We start from the raw sequence: 15211 nt of genomic DNA, 5'->3' as shown, positions 1-15211 counted from the left end.
TTAGATGTGAAATTTATGAACGTTATTCCTATTTTAGCCAGCGCTGGGATCACCGGGTTTGAGTCCCCTGCAGCAGAATATCGACAACTACCACTCAGTTTAGATGAACTGTTAATTGAGCACCCGAGTGCCACCTTCATTGGTCAAGCCAGTGGTGACTCAATGGAAAAGATAGGCATCTTTGATAAAGATATTCTGATTGTCGATCGTCACGTCAACGTTGAAAACCATGATGTAATCGTGGCTAATTACAACGGCAACTTCGTCTGTAAGCTGATTGATACCAAGCGCCGATTACTGTTGTCGGCCAATGACCATCACAATAGCGTGTTAATCCAAGAGCACGACAATTTTAGTGTTGAGGGCGTGGTGATCCGTTCAATTCGTTGCCATCGCCAAAGTCCTTTATTAGTTAATGATTAGAATGGGCGGTTAACTTATGTACGCCTTGGTTGATGCCAATTCATTTTATTGTAGCGCTGAACAGGTTTTCAGACCTGAATGGCGCGGTCGCCCTATTGTTGTGTTATCCAATAATGACGGTTGTATTGTTGCCGCCAACCGACAAGCAAAAGCGTTAGGCATTGGCAAGTTTGGTCCTTACTTTGAAGTCAAAGACTTATGCCACGAACTTGGCGTAATTGCGCTCTCTTCTAACTATGAATTATATGGTTCGCTCTCTAGTGCGATGATGGACGTCATTGGCCGCTTCGCACCAGAGCAGCACATCTATTCAATTGATGAATCCTTCTTATCATTTAAACAAACTTATCCTGCAATTCCTTGCTTGCTGACCCATGCGGCTCATATACGCCGCGCAGTATGGAAAGAAACTCGCTTGCCTGTTTGTGTCGGTATCGGTGAAACCCTGACCCTAGCAAAAGTGGCAAACCATGCGGCAAAAAAACTGAGTGGCTATAATGGCGTTTGTTATATTGACTCAGTTCAGCAACGACAAAATATTCTCGCTAGCATGAAGGTCACCGATGTATGGGGAATTGGTTCTCGTATAGGCAAAAGGTTACAACAAATGGGCATTCAAACTGCACTTGCCCTTTCTAAACTCCAGCCAGGGCTTGCACGAAAAAGCTTTAGCATTGAAATAGAGCGCACGGTACGTGAATTGAATGGCGAAGAATGTAAGGGCTGGGACAGTGCTCGAGCAGATAAGCAGCAAATTTTTTCGACTCGCAGTGTCGGTGAACGCATCACAGACAAAGAGGCATTACTACAAGCCTTAAGTAAGCATGCTGGGATTGCGGCAGCGAAAGCACGCAAACAAGGTTCTGCAGCAAGTAGCTTACTCATTTTTGCCAGAAATTCCCCCTATGATGAACAGCCTAGCGGTTTTAAGTATCACTACCGCTGCGCGACGCCTACCAACGACAGTTGTGAACTCATCAGTCATGCAACAAGCATTGGAAGCCAACTGTTTAACCCCTCTACCCGTTATTATAAAATCGGCGTCGGGCTGGTGGACTTATGTCCTGTACAACATTTACAAGGTGATTTGTTCACGCCGCCTAAAGATCCTGCATTAATGCAAGTTTGTGATACGCTCAATCAACGTTATGGCACTGACTCCGTCTTTGTGGCTGCACAAGGTATTGGCGGAAAATGGCATATGCGCCGCGACTTACTGACACCGCAATACACCACCAGCTGGCAAGATATTCCTCAGGTTAGTTGCCGTTAAAATAAAGCGCCTGTGCATTTATTCAATGCTGTAATAGCTCAAGCAGCCGTTGTTCGAGCTTCAATTGCTCAATCACATCTATTCAATCAACAGTCATTTGATAACAATCATTTAATCAACTGTGACTCATAACCAGTCTCTCAATAAGCAGTATCTTGACCTTATATCGCCCATTTTGTACCGCTGAACGACTTGTACACAGCAACACAAACAGCGCTTAAGCAACACAAAAGAACAACAATGAAGCAACGTAAAGTAAACGTATATGAAGTTTTACAAGCTAATATCAGCATAATTGAATAAACCTCGACTGGATCATTGTTTTAGCGGCGAAAATATAGACAATACGCACCTTCAAATTTCTATCGGATTACTGTGCGTGCCTGAGTTTGCTTTAAATCAATTATTTTTTATCCAAGCAATTGGATTTGTCTCAATGGCCATAGGTTGGTGGGCAAATAGTCAACAGCAAGACTGCAAATTTATTCATGGCAATATGGTAGCTGCAATACTGACTGCAATTCATTTAGGTCTATTAGGCAGTTTTTTAGGCATGGCGAATCAACTAGTAAATGTTATTCGCTTTCGTTGTTGTCAAAGCCTCAGTAAGGATGACTCAATTAACTTGTCCCCTTTACTCATGACCATACTGTTCAGCGGTGTTGCGACACTACAGGGTTTAATGTGGGCAGAGCATTGGAGCGAATGGTGTGCTGTCATGGCTGCTGTCGTCATGAGTGTTAGCTTGTTTTACTTTGCAGGCAGCCAGTTAAGACTCGCTATGATAGCCAGTAACGCACTGAACCTTATGCTATCAATATATTTGATGTCATGGTCAGGAATACTCTATCAAGTCATGACGATGATGATTTTATCTCAAGGCCTGATTCAGCAGTATTTACAAAGCAAATCCTATATCGAAGCGAACAGTATCGAAGCGAATAATGATAGTGTTGAGCTGGTAAAATAGATAGAGAGTGGATTGAGTGTAAATGCTTAACTTACGCAGACATCCACCATTACAGCTCGATACATAAATTCGATACTTAAGCTCAATTACTTAAACTCAGTACTTAAGCCCAGTACTTAAACTCAGTACTTAAACCCAGTACTTAAGCTCAGTACTTAAGCTCAGTACTTAAGCTCAGTACTTAAGCCCAGTACTTAAGCCCAGCATTCCCCTATCTCCAACTCTTATCTTTAAAATCATATCGCTACTTTTAAAGCAGCTAATTAATGCGTATTGTAATCAGCCATAGTTAAGCAGCCAGTGTGATGATCAATTAAGTTGGATCAAAAGCTTAAATGAATCATAGAAAACAGTTTTATTCACGACTTTAACAGGGATACAGGAGTTATAAATGCCACATTGTATTATTGAGCACTCGACAGAAATTGATGGAAATCTGCTCGTACCGTTAGTTCACCGAGGTGCGTTAACTTCAAACTTATTTGACCCAGAAGGCAGTGATATCAAGGTAAGGGCCATCGCTTACTCACATTACCAAACCGGTGCAGTTGATATTAATTTTATACACGTTACCTTAAAGATCCTTTCTGGGCGTGATGTTGAGCAAAAATCAAAACTCACTCAATTAGTACTCGCGCAATTGAAGGCCTTATCAATAAAGGATTGTTCTATTTCGGTAGAAGTTGATGATATAGACAGAGAAAGCTACGCCAAAGTCGTTGTGTAGACAAAATAACGACATAAACTAATTTGTAAGGATACAATGAAGTGAAAATATGGAAACTCGTCATCGTGACTGTGATGCTTGCTGGCTGTTCAGCTACTGAAGTACATTTATATACGCGCTATTTATCAGAGGCTGAGATTGAGAAAGTCACCACGACGCTGGAACAAGCTAACTATAAAGTGACAACCAATACCCACGCTTTCCCTGATACGGTAAATCAATCAACCATCTTATATTCCCCCTTTATAAAGGATGAAACTCACCTTCAAGGACTTATTGGTTCCCTCTCTGATAATGGCTGGGTAATTCCTAACGTTGAAATGCTAAAGTCTGGAAATCACTGGTATAGCAAAGATAATGTGGGTTTATTTTTGCTGCCTGATGGCGTTAAGCCTAAAGATAAAGTCACCACACGAGATCTGGCTAACGAATACCAAAGCAGAAATTGCGATACGTTAGTGGCTCTGGAGCTTAACGAAGATAATACTTATGAATTATCATATACCAGTAAGGCAGTCACACACTCAGATCATCTGAAAGGCAGCTGGAAAATGAGGAGTTATCCCTATATAGAGTTAACCTCATTAAACAGGCAATGGTGGTTTTATTTTGAAATAGAGCAGACAATTGAAACCGATAAAATCAGTGAAGTTAGCATTATCGAATTTAAGCCTTTAAACCAATATACGTCTTTCCCTGGTTGCAGCTTTGCTAGTGGCGTAAGGATTTGATCAAATAAGATGCGAGTGAATAAAAAAGGGAGCCGAAGCTCCCTTTAAAAATAACATGTTGCAGACACTAATTAAGCTGAGCTTATAACTAGACTAGGTGCAAGCACTTATAAATCGCACTTAAACCCAACTTATAGAGCATTAAGATAGGCTTTTAATGCCTTAAGCCTGATGGTTGCGCCACCAATAATATCCATAAACCCTAAAAAGTCAGCTGGTTTATCCGCCGAGATCCAGCCTGAACCTGTAGCACCAATTGGTATGATATAACCTTCCGGCTCTTCAAACTCGATAATCACTGTACGGCCGTGACTGCTGTTGTTGTTACCCACGTGCTGTCTAACATGTTGGGTTCCTGCCATTGGGCTGATTAACGACTCGCCCGTCCCCGTAGTGACACTGTGAACACGTCCACGAAAAATCTCACCAGGAAATGCATCAACATAAAACTCTGCAAATTGACCAGGTTTAATATAGCGATAAGTTTGATCAGCAATACGCATTTCTAAAAACTTTTTAGAAGTATCATAAAGATGCATGTTACCAATACGACTTCCGACTGCAACATTGGTTATTGATAACTGACCATCAAATTGCGCTCTGATCTCACGGCGATCGTCATTCCATTTAGCAGAACTAATCTGCGCATCGAACGAACGTAACTGCGCGCGATGGGTTTCAAGCTCAGCTTTGACAGAAGCGATTTCAGCCACTGTAGATTCGATTTTAGCGTCAAGATCGTCACGGGTCATTTCACTGGCATGTTCACCTAAATTGATAACACGCTCAAAATTACGCTTATCATTATTTAACGTTACCGTTAACGAATGCATTTTAAGTTTTAATGCTTCTTTCTTAGCAAGCTCTGCCGCTTTTTGCGCTTCAAGAGAATCTATTTCTTGTTCGCTGTCTACTGATACCAGTTTATAGATTAAATCGCCTTTTTTTACCTGTTGGTTATGAGTCACATAGATTTCTTCAATCTCTTGACCAAATAAAGGGCTTAACACCGCGTGAGGTGCTTTAATCGTTGAACTATCGGTTAAATCAGCTGGAGACCAAAAACGGTGTGCGGTAAAAAGCATAAATGCGATAAAAATACCTAAACCAACAGAACGAACCGCATTAGCAAGGTTCCATTTGATAACACCGAGTTTTACTAGGAGCCATATAATGAGTACATATGGGAGCATAATCTCTTTCATTTACTTGTCTCCTTTTAAGCCGTTACTAATGATGCTAGAAAGTCTGTTAGCTAATACATCCCAGCGACCGAAAGCAATAATGATGGCTAAAACCCACCAGGTTTTATCGATGAATAAGCCACATAATGATAAGGCAAACACAATTTGTGTATGTGCACTCGACATGGCCTCAGCCTTATGAACAGCAACTTCATGTAGGCGCCAAAATAACAGCAGCGTATAACAAATAATGCCAATAGTGACCACAAACACAAAACCCATGAATAGCTCAGAATCGAGCAATCCTAAGATAGATGGATAACCATTGGCAAAATAACTTTCAGGTAATGATTTACCGTGGATCTTGGTCAACAATGAAAATAAATAGCTCAAAAGACCTAAAGCTGAAAAAGCAGCAATAACAGTGAGACTCTTCTTTAATAACCTAAACACAATGTGCTGTTTAGTTGATGCTGTAGATGCATTTTCTAGCGCTTTTGACATGTATTCTCCATAAAGCAAAGATTTGGACAAATGTATATTAACAATATTTAAATGTAAAAATGGAATAACCGATATTCCAAATGGCTTATTTACTTTGTTCGATAATGTGTTTGTGGAATAGATGGTGTAATATGAAGTTAACGTGTTCTAAATTATCGGTATATTATGGATCTTAATGCACTTAATGTGTTCATTACCCTATATAGAGCAGGCTCGACCCAAAGAGCGGCTAAACAACTCGGAAGATCACAATCTTTTGTGTCAAAAGTGTTGGCGCAATTACGTGAAGAATTAAGCGATCCCTTATTCATACGCACCGCAAATGGTCTTCAGCCAACCAGCTACGCTGACAAGATTGCCCCTAAAATACAAAGTTCTATAGAACAAATCAACCTGGCTTTAGAACCTGAGTATTTTGATCCTAAAAACCTGCAATATATTACGGTTCATTTAGGCGAACCACTAATGGTCATGATGGGAAAAGATCTCATTGATGCAATTAGAGCAGAGACCTCAGCAGTAATTGAGTTAAGACAATGGCGTAAAACAAGTAATGACGGCTTAATTGATGGCTCAATTGATATTGGAATACAAACCTTAAGAGAGCGACCACAACAGCTATACCAGAAGAAAATTGCTTCAGGTTATGGCTCATTAGTGGGCAATAAAAATGGCGAGTTTATTAAGCTGATTATTGAAGACCTAAATGAGTATGTTGAGCTGTATCGCGCCATAGACGTGAAACTCAACCCAACCATTATTGTTGATAATTATAGTGTGCAATGCCAATTACTTGCCGATAATTACTCTTATCAATTTAAGCTAGAGTCAGATGATAGCCATAAAGCGATTGCTGTCGATTTAGCTGTCATCTGCAGTGCTGCGCGTCGTCATGAAGCAAAAATTTCATGGTTATCTGAGTTATGTCAAAAAGTCATGTTGCAATCTATCGCTAATAGTTAGTCCACTCGAAAGTGAGGCATTATGAGTCAGAGAAGTATTCACGCTTTATTTAAACCAAAGTCTATTGCCGTCATTGGTGCATCAAATAAAGAAAAGCGCGCAGGTCGCGTATTAATGAAGAACTTACTGGGTAGCGGATTTTCAGGCCCGATCATGCCGGTGACGCCTAAATACGACGCCGTGATGGGCGTATTGGCCTACCCTAATATTGAATCTCTGCCCATCAAACCTGACTTAGCCATCATCTGTACTCGAGCAAGTCGAGTCCCCAGTATTGTAGAAACCTTAGCGCAATTTGGTTGTAAGGTAGTCATTATCATGGCATCGGGCATGGCCAATGAATATGATGACAATGGTGTGAGTTTACTCAGTTTGACTCAGCAGCACGCTAAACGTTTTGGCATGCGCATTTTAGGCTCAAACAGCCTAGGTATGATAATTCCACCTATTGGTCTTAATGCCAGCTTAGCCCATAGCAGTGCCAAGAAAGGCAAAATCGCATTTGTGTCTCAATCCGCAGCAATTTGTACTACGGTGCTCGATTGGGCCAATAACAAAGACATCGGCTTTTCATCATTTATATCCCTAGGGGATGCATCAGATATTGATTTTGATGAGTTGCTGGATTATCTCGGTAGAGATAGCAGCACCAGCGCCATTATGCTTTATATCGATTCTATCAATGAAAAACGCCATTTCCTGTCCGCAGCCCGAGCAGCAGCGCGTAATAAACCCATCTTTGTGATTAAATCAGGCCGTAGCCAAGAAGGCATCGCAGCCGCCATGCTACATACTGGTGGTAAAGGCGGAAATGATGCGGTTTATGAAGCGGCATTTAAACGTGCTGGTATGCTACGTGTTAATGATTTAATAGAGCTGTTTGCTGCAGTTGAAAGTTTAGCCCATTCAACCCCCCTTAAAGGTGAACGTGTTGCCATTATAAGTAATGGCGGCGGCCCTGCGGTACTCGCTGCTGATGAGCTCATAATAAAAGGCGGTAAATTAGCTCAACTATCAGAAGACACCATTAATAAACTCAATGAAATCTTGCCAACAACATGGTCTGGCCAAAACCCAATCGATATTGTCGGTGATGCCAATAGCGAACGATATACCAAGGCATTAAATATCTTGATGGATAGCCAGGAAATGGATGCCATCTTAGTATTGCATTCCCCTTCAGCATTAGAAGAAAGTGACGAAATTGCCAATAGTTTGATTGCTGCAATTAAAGCTCACCCTAATCGAAATCGACTGAATATCTTAACCAACTGGAGCGGTGAAAACTCAGCTTACCAGGCAAGAAAACTGTTTAATAAAGCGGTGATCCCAACTTATCGAACGCCTGAAGGCGCAGTGAAAGCCTTCATGCACATGGTTGAATATCGACGTAACCAAAGGTTGCTTCAAGAAGTACCGCAATCTATTCCTGATAATATCCCTGCTGATGCAAACAGTGCGAGAAAGCTGCTGCAAAAAGCGCAAAATGAGCAACGTTTCATTTTAGAAACCCATGAAACCAGCGACATTTTAAAAGCTTATGGCCTGAATACCATTCAAACTTGTTTTGCTAAAACTGCAGATGAAGCCATTAAGCTTGCCAACGAACTTGGATATCCTGTTGCGCTTAAAGTACAGTCACCAGATTTAATGTATAAGTCAGATGCTCATGGCGTCATGCTTAATCTAACCAACGACGATGAAGTCCGACAAGCGGCGCATTCAATAATAAGTCGCGTTAAAGAGATTAATCCAGATGCCAAGATTGACGGCATGATAGTGCAAAAAATGGCCTTAACAGCAGGAGCGCAGGAAGTACGGGTTTCTGTTATTAATGACCCTGTGTTTGGTCCAGCTATTTGTTTGGGTGAAGGAGGTTCTGAGTGGGATCCTACCCGTGATGCGTCAGTTGCCCTACCACCTTTGAACATGACACTAGCACGATACATGGTCATTCAAGCTCTAAAAGCGAATAAGCTTAGAGACAGACATTTGCCTTTAGGTTTAGACATGAATGCCTTGTGTGTCATGCTGACGCAAATATCGCATCTTATAATTGATTGCCCCGAAATTGCTTCATTGGATTTAAATCCCGTTCTGGCAGCGGGCAAGACGATCACTTTGCTTGATGTGAATATGAAATTGAACCAAGCCGATATCGACCCTAAAACGCGCTTGGCCATCATGCCTTATCCAAAAGAGTTAGAACAAACAGCCGTCTTGAAAAATGGCTTAAAAGTCATGCTTAGACCCATTTTACCAGAAGACGAACCTAAGCATTTAGCCTTTGATAATTCACTTAGTGATGAAGACAGATACAAGCGCTATTTTGGTGTGCGCTCTCGTATGACCCATGAAGAAATGGCAGTATTAACCCAAATTGATTACGCCCGCGAAATGGCATTCATCGCTACGGCAGAAGACGATAATGGTGAATTAATCACCCTTGGCGCTGTTAGAGCATCAACTGATCCTGATAATACCGAAGCTGAATTTGCTATGGCTGTACGTGGAGATTACCAAGGGATTGGTCTAGGAAAATTATTGTTAGAAAAGTTAGTCGATTACTATAAAACTACCGATACTCCGGTACTTGCAGGCTTCACCATGTTTGAAAACCGCAGTATGGCAAATCTTGCAAAGAATCTTGGTTTTGCAGTCTCATTTGATATGGAGGAGCATTTGATCAAAATGCACATGGACATGCCTACTTCATCTACATCAAACCAAGAGTAAATGACCCTGTGATAATAAATGTTTAAACACGATTGAGTTAAGAGTGACTCAACAGGCTCTAAACGGCTGAACGCGAATGTAATAGCATGAATTTCTGTTCAGTTTGGGCAAGGATATAACGAATTTAAATCAAAACGGAATTTGACAGTACTATGATTAGAAAATGCATGATTGGCTTGCTATGTACAGTTTCATTGATTGTTAATGCAGAAAGCTATCAAACGGAAAACTTCACCATTGAATACGATAAAAACATTTCTATTAACACCATAAAGCAGTTAGCAAACCGTGTTGATAAAAATAGAGAAGTCGTTCTATCTTATTTACAGCAGTCTTCGGTCTATGTTGGAACTCCGATTAACGAGCATCTCATTATTTATGTTTCCAAAAAAAGACGCACGCCTTACCAAGATTGGAACACAATACATATCCCCGAAAAAAGAGTCCTAGCTGCTTTTTCAGATAGCCAGTCTGAACACTCTGGTATGGCTATTATCCATGAATTGACTCACGTTTATGCCGTTAGTGCATTTAGAAAACAAAAGAAAAATGGATATGAAGATCGTTTTTATGATGACGGCCTTGCCGTGTTTTTACAGCATCGCTTTGGTGGAACACCAGAATATCCAGATTTTGGCACTGACTTATATAGGGCTGTTGCAGAGCAATCAGCAAAATATGGGAGTTTGATTTCACTGACTGAAGCAGAAGATATTAGGCATTCAGCAAAAACTGGAACCGCTAGGAAGCTCGCATATCTGCAAGAAGGTGCATTTACGCAATTTATCATTGAGCGTTATGGGTTAGATATTTATTTAAAATTATACCAAGGTGGCGAGCCACACACCTTAACGGGGAAAACATTTAGTCAATTAGAAAAAGATTGGATTGAGTTAATTAATGTATTTGCAGTTTAACTAAACAGTCGACATTAAGTGCCAATAACTACAATTGTACTTATTGGCCGTCAGTGTTAGACAGTAGTAAAATTTAGATAAGCGTCAATGATGACAGTCATAACATTCATACTAGTTTGGACGCTTAGTTTATTAGCCTTTCACACAGTTTCTACCAGATGATTTTGCTTGATACAACATATCGTCTGCGCGTTTTAATAAAGTTTCAGAATCATCCCCTGGTTGAATATTGGCAAGTCCAATCGACACGGTAATATTACCTAGTTGCTGTTTGTTTTCTTTGCCAATCGTTAATTGCCGCGCGGCAATACGCTCTCTTATACTTTCAGCAACAGTAAATGCATCTTTAAATTCTGTGTTAGGTAAAAGAACAACAAACTCTTCACCACCATAACGCGCGACAAAGTCATTGCCTTTCACTGACTGTTTTAATGCAAAGCCGACAAATGATAAGACCTTATCACCCACTAAGTGACCGTGGGTGTCATTAAATGCTTTGAAATGATCAATATCAACCATCAGTAAACTGCAAGGTATTTGGTTTTGAGTGAATAAGCTGACTTGTTCCGTTGAAAATATTTCATAGGCGCGGCGATTATTTAAGGAGGTGAGCTCATCGGTCATAGCGACTTTACTGAGGTTATCCATCTCTTCTTTAAGTTGGCTCAACTCGTCCCCTAAAGTTTCAATATCGGCTTTCATTGATTGGTTATTAGAGATGACCTGCTCTATCTCTGAGCTAATATTAACGACTAGTTCATTCAGTGTTTGAGGGTTAAGCTCTGTTTGAAGCTCTTGATTAAAATGTGAGAGATTACTTGAGAAGTCATCGGTACCAGAAGCAAACTGATTAATGCGATTCACTAAGCTATTAATGAGTAGCTGGGTTTCAATCTGGACATTCTCAATCACTTCAGGCGATTGCTCTTGTATGAAGTTATTGTATAAACCTTGATTGACTGAAGGGGTAAATTCAACCTCATTAGCAAGAAGACCATCAATCGCACGCTTTAAACTCAAATTGGTTTCTGAATAGTATTGATACCAAATGGCATAATTTTCAGGCGTGACAGGAATGTTTAACGCTGACATTTGCGGCACAGCCATACGTAATATTTGTGCAGAATTTTCAAGATTAGTATTCAAGAGAACATCCTATTCATCAATGTGAGAATCATATTTCGAAACAGTCAATCTGCACTAGTGACCTACAAGTCGCTTTAGCAATACACATAAAAAGTATACTTCACCAGTGTATTAAAATTATTTATTTAAGCAATGGAATTTAATATATAAAATGAAAAACATTGAATATAAAAGATATTTTAAGCTTTCATGGGGTGTGCTTATCGTAAAATCCTCGTGAATTAAAAATAAATAAAAAAATAAAACCCTTTTTGAACCCCAAACCGTTTATATCTATAACAAGGTTTTAGATACCAGTAATACACTAGCATTTTACAAGTGAGAATCCATATGAAAATTAGTCTTAACAGCGCATTTAAAAATCTAATCAAGTTGTCTGCAGTTGGCGCCATTGCCACTATGTCATTTTCATCTCTAGCGACTAGTCCTGTGCCGAATCAATTTGAGCGCTCTAACATGATTTCAAGTCATTCATTTACACAAGAGAGCTATCAAGAAATTGAACAAGCTAAAATGTTTCCTAAGCCTACAGAGAACCAAGTACAGCATATATTATCGCTTTCTAAACGTGACGATGAAGCGAGATATAAAGTGGAAATTCAGATTGGTCAAAACAAAATGGTCGACTGTAATCAACATCGATTGATGGGCGAAATTGAAAAGCAAAACCTGCAAGGTTGGGGTTATAGTTACTATACACTTGATAAATTGACCGATGGGCCAAGTACAATGATGATGTGTCGCGAGCCTAAAACAGCAAAATTTGTGACGCTAGGGCAAAGTATTACAATTGATTATGACAGCCGCTTACCTAAGGTGTTTTATTTGCCTGAAGGTGCCGAACTTCGTTACCGTATTTGGCAAGTCAAAAGTGATTACCAGTACACAGGTAATCAATAAAACAGGATTGGTGCTCGCGGTGTAGGTTAACTTACTGATTGGCAGATAAAAACATGTTAATAACGTTTAACCCGCACCACTTGCATTACTTCTATGGTAAAACCTGCAACCGTTTCTTCATCGGTGTAGTAAATAAGGCTCACTAATTGATCTTTAAGCGACTTATACTTTTTAGGTCGCTTAAATTTAAATGGAACGTCATAACCGTCTATCATAAGTGTATGCAGCACCCACTCTTCTTTCTCTCTTTGTATGTGAGAGATAACTTTAACGCCTTCTAAATGATTAAGTTTTTCATGTTTCTTTAGCAAGCCCTCAACTGCTTTGTTCTTCATTTTAGTGCGCTCCATTTTGGTTATATTTGTCGATACAGTTAACGATATCTTGATAACGATACTCACTACAATAACCGAAACCCGGTAACTGTTTCACTCTTATTCTGGCGAATATAGGCACGATCATACCTGCCAAAAACTTAGCTTGCACAGATACTGAAACAGATAGATGCCCTTTCGTTAGCATGTGCTGATTAAAGCTGTCTAAATGTGCTTGGATGTCGGTTAAGTTTTCGATGGGTGCTATGGCTTTTTGCGGCAAAATGGCCGGTTTTCCACGACAAACACTACAATGACCACACTGCGAAGGCGCCGCATTATCATCAAAGTAATGCGCTAACCGCGCTGTAATACAGGTTTGTGATTCAAAAAAAGCTAACAATTGATTTAAACGAGCGATTTCTTTGACTTCATTGCTCTGGAAGTAATCTGATAACTGACCAATGAGATCTTTTTGCACTAGCGCTGCAGGGTTTACTTCGAAAACTTGTGTGATTTTTTTGGTCTCTAATAAGATCATCTGCTTATCTGCAAGATACTCTAATGCTGCAACCACACGCTGCCTTTCAGCCCCATAAGCTTGATATAAACTATCAAAATCTAGTTGACCCCAAACCTTCTTAAAACGTGTATGTTCAAAAATTTGATTTAAAAATGTCTGCCTTTGCCCATCAAAGCCTGCAAGTAATTGATGTTTATCAACTAGAAATTGATACTTAAACTCAGCAAAATAAGCAAAACTAGGTTTAACGACCTTGGCTAATTCAAGTTGAACCAATAAGGTTTTAAGCGGCAATAACTTGATATTGCAACTGCTGGATATACTAGATTCTTGCATTTCCCAGCGGCCATTATCCACTTCAGCGCTGATATGCTGAATTAATTTGGCAATGGCACTCGGTTCTGGAGTATCACCATAAACAAAGTTTTCTATGGTACTGAGACCATCTTTGTTTGCTAAAGTGACACAATGTGACAAACCATTATCACGCCCAGCTCTGCCAATTTCTTGGCTGTAATTCTCAATCGATTTGGGTAAATCATAATGGATAACAAAGCGTATGTTACTTTTATCTATCCCCATGCCAAAAGCAATGGTAGCGACAATAATATTGATTTCGCCATTCATGAAACGATATTGGATCTGATTTCGAATATCAGATTCAAGCCCCGCATGATAAGCCGTGGCCTGAAAGCCTTGAGTCGTTAAGTACTGCGCAACATCTTCAGCCGTTTTTTGCAAAGTCACGTATATAATGCCCGCACCGTTATACTGGCTGACGCAATGGCTCAAGCTGGTATTTTTTTCACTTTCTAAAACGGGTAATACACTGATATCAAGGTTAGCTCGATAAAACCCTGTTCGAACCACTTGCTGAGGCAATATATTAAACCGCTTAGCCATATCCTGTTTTACTTTGGCAGTTGCTGTTGCTGTTAATAGCAATACTTGAGGAATAGCGAACTCCTGACAATAAACAGGAATTTTCAAATAGTCAGGCCTGAAATTGTGACCCCACTCAGAGATACAGTGCGCTTCATCAACAACCAATAACGAAATAGTAATTGAAGATAAAAACTGCCTAAAGCGTTCATTTTTAAAACGTTCAACAGACACCATTAATATTTTAGTCTGCCCGCTACGCACATCACGCATCACTTGCTGGCTTTGTTCATAGGTCAAACTTGAATCAATACTCGCTGCACTAATTCCTTTACTATGTAAGAAAGCTATTTGATCCTTCATTAAGGCCAACAGTGGCGAAATCACTAACGTTACATTAGCAAGCTGCAGTGCGCTAAATTGATAGCATAGTGACTTACCAGAACCCGTTGGAAAAATGGCCAAAGAAGAATGCCCTGACAATATATGTTCAATGACAGCTTGTTGCCCTTCACGAAATTGATCAAAACCAAATTGTTGTTTTAATAACGCAGTTAATGCTGGGGCTGTTGTAGATATGTGAGAACTTGGCTGTTGCATGTCGACGCCTTTATTGATTGAAAGCAGTCGAACGCTTACGACTTACGAGCAATATATTGATTGATTAAATCCGTTAGTTTATCTTCAAACACTTCTTGTACTTGTTCAAGGTCATGACCAAAGCGCTGTAAATATTTTGCAGCTTGCGCGCGAGTGAGCATTTTATTGGCTAAACAATAAGCCATTTCGTCTAATTGTTTATTAAAACGAGGTTCAAGTAACCACTGGCAACTGTCTGTATCAAACGCAGCTAACGTTTGCTGAGCAAGATTACAAAAGGTATCAATGTGATCTATACCATCTGGTCCTAAACAACCTGGCTCTAAACGGTAAAGAACAATTAATTTATTATCAAACATACTAAGCGCGCATCCTATGCGTAAACAATTGAACTGATTTACAAATTATCCAAAAATCA

The 15211-nt window shown here is 40.0% G+C and carries 15 protein-coding genes; 9 read left to right on the top strand and 6 right to left on the bottom strand.

What is annotated here, in order from left to right:
* Window positions 1–15 precede the first annotated feature (15 nt).
* From AB4153_RS00690 to AB4153_RS00670, 5 genes are all read left to right on the top strand, one after another.
* Complete coding sequence (locus AB4153_RS00690; RefSeq protein ID WP_102527348.1) at window positions 16–423, top strand: LexA family transcriptional regulator; 408 nt, start codon at window positions 16–18, stop codon at window positions 421–423.
* A gap of 16 nt (window positions 424–439) precedes the next feature.
* A complete protein-coding gene (locus tag AB4153_RS00685; RefSeq protein ID WP_102527349.1) occupies window positions 440–1696 on the top strand; it encodes a Y-family DNA polymerase in 1257 nt (418 codons plus the stop codon).
* A gap of 295 nt (window positions 1697–1991) precedes the next feature.
* Window positions 1992–2666 (top strand): YgjV family protein, encoded by a 675-nt coding sequence (locus tag AB4153_RS00680; RefSeq protein ID WP_371996004.1) that lies wholly within the window; start codon window positions 1992–1994, stop codon window positions 2664–2666.
* 391 nt (window positions 2667–3057) lie between these two features.
* Entirely contained in the window at window positions 3058–3393 is a 336-nt protein-coding gene (locus AB4153_RS00675) for a 5-carboxymethyl-2-hydroxymuconate Delta-isomerase (RefSeq protein WP_102527350.1), read from the top strand.
* Window positions 3394–3434: 41 nt separating this feature from the next.
* On the top strand, window positions 3435–4124 hold the full coding sequence (locus AB4153_RS00670) for a hypothetical protein (protein WP_303516834.1): 690 nt from the start codon (window positions 3435–3437) through the stop codon (window positions 4122–4124).
* Between the two features lie 131 nt (window positions 4125–4255).
* Here the strand turns inward: AB4153_RS00670 and AB4153_RS00665 are convergent, their stop codons facing one another.
* Both AB4153_RS00665 and AB4153_RS00660 read right to left on the bottom strand, forming a co-directional pair.
* The gene (locus AB4153_RS00665; RefSeq protein ID WP_102527351.1) at window positions 4256–5329 is read right to left on the bottom strand and encodes an HlyD family secretion protein; all 1074 of its coding nucleotides are present in this window, start codon (window positions 5327–5329) and stop codon (window positions 4256–4258) included.
* Window positions 5330–5812 (bottom strand): magnesium transporter, encoded by a 483-nt coding sequence (locus AB4153_RS00660; RefSeq protein ID WP_102527352.1) that lies wholly within the window; start codon window positions 5810–5812, stop codon window positions 5330–5332. It lies immediately after the preceding gene.
* A gap of 165 nt (window positions 5813–5977) precedes the next feature.
* On the opposite strand from AB4153_RS00660, the gene AB4153_RS00655 reads away from it, so the two are divergent.
* The 3 genes from AB4153_RS00655 to AB4153_RS00645 all read left to right on the top strand — a co-directional run bounded on the left by AB4153_RS00655 (window position 5978) and on the right by AB4153_RS00645 (window position 10428).
* Window positions 5978–6775, top strand: coding sequence for a LysR family transcriptional regulator (locus AB4153_RS00655; protein ID WP_102527353.1), 798 nt, complete (start codon window positions 5978–5980; stop codon window positions 6773–6775).
* Between the two features lie 21 nt (window positions 6776–6796).
* Window positions 6797–9511 carry a bifunctional acetate--CoA ligase family protein/GNAT family N-acetyltransferase gene (locus tag AB4153_RS00650; protein ID WP_371996002.1) on the top strand — a complete coding sequence of 905 codons (2715 nt, stop codon included), beginning with the start codon at window positions 6797–6799 and terminating at the stop codon, window positions 9509–9511.
* 167 nt (window positions 9512–9678) lie between these two features.
* Window positions 9679–10428, top strand: a complete 750-nt coding sequence (locus AB4153_RS00645) for a hypothetical protein (RefSeq protein WP_371996001.1) — start codon at window positions 9679–9681, stop codon at window positions 10426–10428.
* 132 nt (window positions 10429–10560) lie between these two features.
* Here the strand turns inward: AB4153_RS00645 and AB4153_RS00640 are convergent, their stop codons facing one another.
* Window positions 10561–11535 carry a GGDEF domain-containing protein gene (locus AB4153_RS00640; protein ID WP_248955395.1) on the bottom strand — a complete coding sequence of 325 codons (975 nt, stop codon included), beginning with the start codon at window positions 11533–11535 and terminating at the stop codon, window positions 10561–10563.
* Between the two features lie 369 nt (window positions 11536–11904).
* On the opposite strand from AB4153_RS00640, the gene eco reads away from it, so the two are divergent.
* Window positions 11905–12474: a serine protease inhibitor ecotin gene (gene eco, locus AB4153_RS00635; RefSeq protein WP_371996000.1), complete on the top strand. Its 570-nt coding sequence runs from the start codon at window positions 11905–11907 to the stop codon at window positions 12472–12474.
* Window positions 12475–12530: 56 nt separating this feature from the next.
* Here the strand turns inward: eco and AB4153_RS00630 are convergent, their stop codons facing one another.
* The 3 genes from AB4153_RS00630 to AB4153_RS00620 are packed head-to-tail and all read right to left on the bottom strand — an operon-like array spanning window position 12531 to window position 15152.
* Window positions 12531–12809 (bottom strand): hypothetical protein, encoded by a 279-nt coding sequence (locus AB4153_RS00630; protein WP_102527358.1) that lies wholly within the window; start codon window positions 12807–12809, stop codon window positions 12531–12533.
* Window position 12810: 1 nt separating this feature from the next.
* The gene (locus tag AB4153_RS00625) at window positions 12811–14793 is read right to left on the bottom strand and encodes an ATP-dependent DNA helicase RecQ (RefSeq protein ID WP_371995999.1); all 1983 of its coding nucleotides are present in this window, start codon (window positions 14791–14793) and stop codon (window positions 12811–12813) included.
* A 35-nt stretch (window positions 14794–14828) separates the two neighbouring features.
* Window positions 14829–15152, bottom strand: a complete 324-nt coding sequence (locus AB4153_RS00620) for a hypothetical protein (protein ID WP_102527360.1) — start codon at window positions 15150–15152, stop codon at window positions 14829–14831.
* Between the last annotated feature and the right edge of the window lie 59 nt (window positions 15153–15211).

It is taken from the genome of Shewanella sp. 10N.286.52.E4, from assembly GCF_041468785.1.
GTDB lineage: Bacteria > Pseudomonadota > Gammaproteobacteria > Enterobacterales > Shewanellaceae > Shewanella > Shewanella electrodiphila.
The sequence above is the reverse complement of the archived record's forward strand: the minus strand, read 5'-3'. Positions and strand labels throughout refer to the sequence as shown.